At 71.6% G+C, this 3,382-nt stretch carries 2 protein-coding genes; both read right to left on the reverse strand.

Features of this window, described 5'->3' with window-relative positions; all coding sequences use genetic code 11:
* Positions 1–99: 99 nt before the first annotated feature.
* On the reverse strand, positions 100–450 hold the full coding sequence (locus ACWGKU_RS40710; protein ID WP_401056705.1) for a hypothetical protein: 351 nt from the start codon (positions 448–450) through the stop codon (positions 100–102).
* A 15-nt stretch (positions 451–465) separates the two neighbouring features.
* Positions 466–3,382, reverse strand: a 2,917-nt coding sequence (locus ACWGKU_RS40715) for a polymorphic toxin-type HINT domain-containing protein (RefSeq protein WP_452191828.1), incomplete at its 5' end; no start/stop codon positions are given.

Raw genomic sequence — 3,382 nt, forward strand, 5'->3', positions numbered from 1 at the left:
CCCCGCTTATGGGTGGGGGCCGCGCGCGCCGACGGTATCGGCTTCCTGCCGGACGGGTCCGGCAGGACGCCTTCACGCCTCAGGGGCCGAGGCCCCGTGTCACAGGCCGCTCATGAGATTCATGCGGCTGCACACGACGAACCCCTGGTGCGTGCCGTCGGACAACAGCAGGGTCCGGTGGAATTCGCGGTCCTCGTCCGACAGGCCCACGAATTCGTCGACCTCGGGGAGCGCACCGCCCTCGGAGACAACCAGATTGTCGAAGGTTCGGCGGAGCTTCATTCCCGTGACGTTCAGGAACTCCATTTCCAGGACCGGCCTCTGACTGTCCTCCCAGGTGCGCAGCACCAGGCGGCGGTGCGACACCGAATAGGACCACGGGCGGAACGCCCGCCCGGTCCGCAGGGGAAGATCCTCGATTCCGGCCAGGAACGTCATCTCATCGCTCATGCTCAGGGCCTCGTCTCAGTCGAAGGGGCTTGCGACTTCCTCGCCCTTCAGGAAGAACTTCACGCGCGACTTCCGCACCTCCGCCGGCGCGGCCTTGATCTGGGCCAGCTCCCAGGACGTGAAGTATTTTTCGGGAACCTCGACCCCCTCGAATTCAGCGGCCCACTGTCGGGCCTTTTCCGCCCCGATGCCGTCGAGGTTGAAGAAGATCTTGGTGTCGCCGTCCGGCTTGAGCGCCTCGCGGACGGTGTCCCTCCAGGGCGTGTCCTTGGGGAAGGTCAGGTAGGACTTCGCCTTGTTCGTCTTGGCGAAATTCAACAGCAGTTTGCCGTCCTCTTCGATCTCGGTGAGACCGAGGGCGAGACGCTTCGGACAGTACGGCGCATTGTGGACCAGGACCGGCAGGTCGCCTGCCAGCACGTAGTACGTGTGGATCTCGTCGACGGTGAGGTTGTACGCGCCCTGGAGGGTGTTCCAGTGCCGGACGCTCTCGATCGGCTGGGCCTGTCCGGCCGGGTCGCGCAGTTCGTCGCCGGCCCGGAGGTCGGCGGCGTCGGTCCACTGCTTCCGGTTCTCGGCCCAGAAGGGGTGGTGGTCGGTGCTGGTGAGTGACCGGCCCGCACCGAGGGAGATGTCGGTGAAGTCGCGGTCGTCCGGGGTGTAGACGGTGTCCGTGACCCGGCGGGGTCCGGCCAGTCCGGTGGTGGGATCGGTGGCGAGGACCTCGTCGCCGACCTGGACGGTCTCGATGGCACGGGTGGAGCCGTCGGCCATCAGGACGCGGGTGCCGGCCGGGAAGCTGTTCAGCGGGCAGGCCGGCGGAACGCGCGTGACGAGCTTCTGGATGAACTCGACGGCCTTCTCGCCCCAGGAGCCGAACTTCTTGGCCCACTGGGCGAGTTTGGCGATGGCGGCGCCGTCGCCGATGAAGGGGATCGCGCCGATGCAGGAGGTGACCGCCTCGGTGGTGCGGCCCTCGACGGCGTAGTAGGCGCAGTTGACGAGGTCGGCGATGTCGGCGAGGCCGGGGGCGATGACGCCGCCGGCGCCGCCGATGACGTCGAGGGTGAGGTGGATGCTCTCGGAGAAGAGGTGGTAGAGGTAGCTGACGTTCTCGCTGTCCTCCTTCGCCTTCTTGATCTCCTCCTCGATCCCCGCGATCGCGTCCTGCTTCTCCTTCTCGGCCTGGGCCTTGGCTTCGGCCTCCTTGCGCTCGGCCTCCAGCTTGGCGAGCCGGGCCTTCTCCTCGGCCTGCTGCTTCACCTCGTAGTTCGCGTGGGCGTCGTCGGCGGCGGCCTGGGCGGCCGTCGCGTCCTTGCCGGCCGCCTCGGCGGAAGCACGGGCGGCGCTGGCGGACTCATTGGCTTCGGCTGCGGAGTGGTGCGCCTGCCGGGACGAGCTCTCGGCCTGGTTGGCGGAGTAGACGGCCTTGGCGGCGTCGCGGTTGGCGGAGGCCTTGGCGGCGTTCGCGGTCTTCGCGGATGCGGCGGCCCTGGCGGCGTCGGCCTGGGCGGCGTCGGCGGCGGCCTGGGCCTTGGCGACCTGGTCGGCGGCGGTGTTGGCCGATGCCGTGGCCGCGGCGGCGTAGCCGTTGGCCTGGTCGGCGGCGCCTCGCGCGGTGGCGGCGGCGGCCTGGGCCGTGGCCGCGTTCTGCTGGGCGGTCGCGGCGTTGGCGGTGGCTTCGGCGATCAGGCCCTTGACGTCGGCGACGTGGACGGCGGTGAGCCGGTCGCGCTGCTGGGCGGTGTACTGGCCCCGGGCCACGAAGGTGCGCAGGTCCTGGACGGGGCCTTCGAGGGCGATCCGGGCGGCGGCCTTGAGCTCGGGCTCGGTGTCCTGGGCGTCCTCCAGCCGGACGGCGGTCAGGCGGTCGTCGGCGGCCTGGGCGTCGGTCAGTCCCTTGCCGAGGAAGTCCCGCAGCGCGGCGGGGGTGTTGACCCGCAGCGCGGCGTCGGCGGCGGCCTTGACGGCCGGGCCGGCGTTGTCGCTGATGCGGGTGATCGTCAGCCGGTTGTCCGGCGCGGCGGCCTCGTCCCGGCCACTGGTCAGGAACGTGCCGACCTGGTCCGTGTTGCCCTGCAGCGCGGTGTAGGCGGCGGTGCGGACGGTGTCGCTGTCGGAGTCCGTGTAGATCTGCGTGGCTCGGTCGCGCGCGTCGTGCTCCTCGGCCTGCTTGCGGCCGCTCTTCAGGTAGGAGAACACGGCCGTGTCCGGGCCGGAGAGGGCCGCGTCGGCCGCCTTCTCCCCCCAGTCCCCGGAGATCTTGCGGGAGATGAGGGCGAGCTTGCGGCCGTCGGTGGAGACCTGCGCCGGGGTGGCGCCGGGCTGGTTGGCCAGCAGGGCGAGGCGGTCGGCCTCGGCCTTCGCCTTCTGGACCTCCTGGGCCGCCTGGTCGGTCTGCGCCTGCTTGTCGGCCTGGTCGGCCTTGGCCTTGCGGGCCTTCTCCACGGCGGCCGCGGTGCGGTTGGTCAGGTCCTCGGCCTCGGTGCGGCGGGCCAGGTCCTGGATCTCGTTGGCCTTGTCGACCGCGGTCTGGGCGTCCGTGGCGAAGCCGGAGGCGGCGTTCGCGTGGTCGGTGGACTCCTGCGCGGCGTTGCTGCTCTGACCGGCGTGGTCGGCGGCGTCCCGGGCGGCCTGGGCCGCGGCGGCGGCGTGCTCGCCCGCGGACTTCAGGAGCGCCGCGGCGGCCTCGGCCTTCGTGACGGCCTCGGCCGCCAGCTGCTGGGAGGCGGCGGCGGCACGGCCGGCCTCGGCGGCCGAGCGGCGCGTCGCGGCCGCGGCCTGCTTGGCCTTGGCCGACTGCCCGCCGGCGCTGTCCGCGTAGGCACCGGCCTGCTCGGCCGAACCCGCCGCGGAATCCGCGTTGCCCTTGGCGCTCAGCGCGGCACCCGCCGCGTCCTTGCTGCTCTTGGCGGCCTCGTTCGCCTTCACC

This window comes from Kitasatospora sp. NPDC054768, assembly GCF_053612025.1.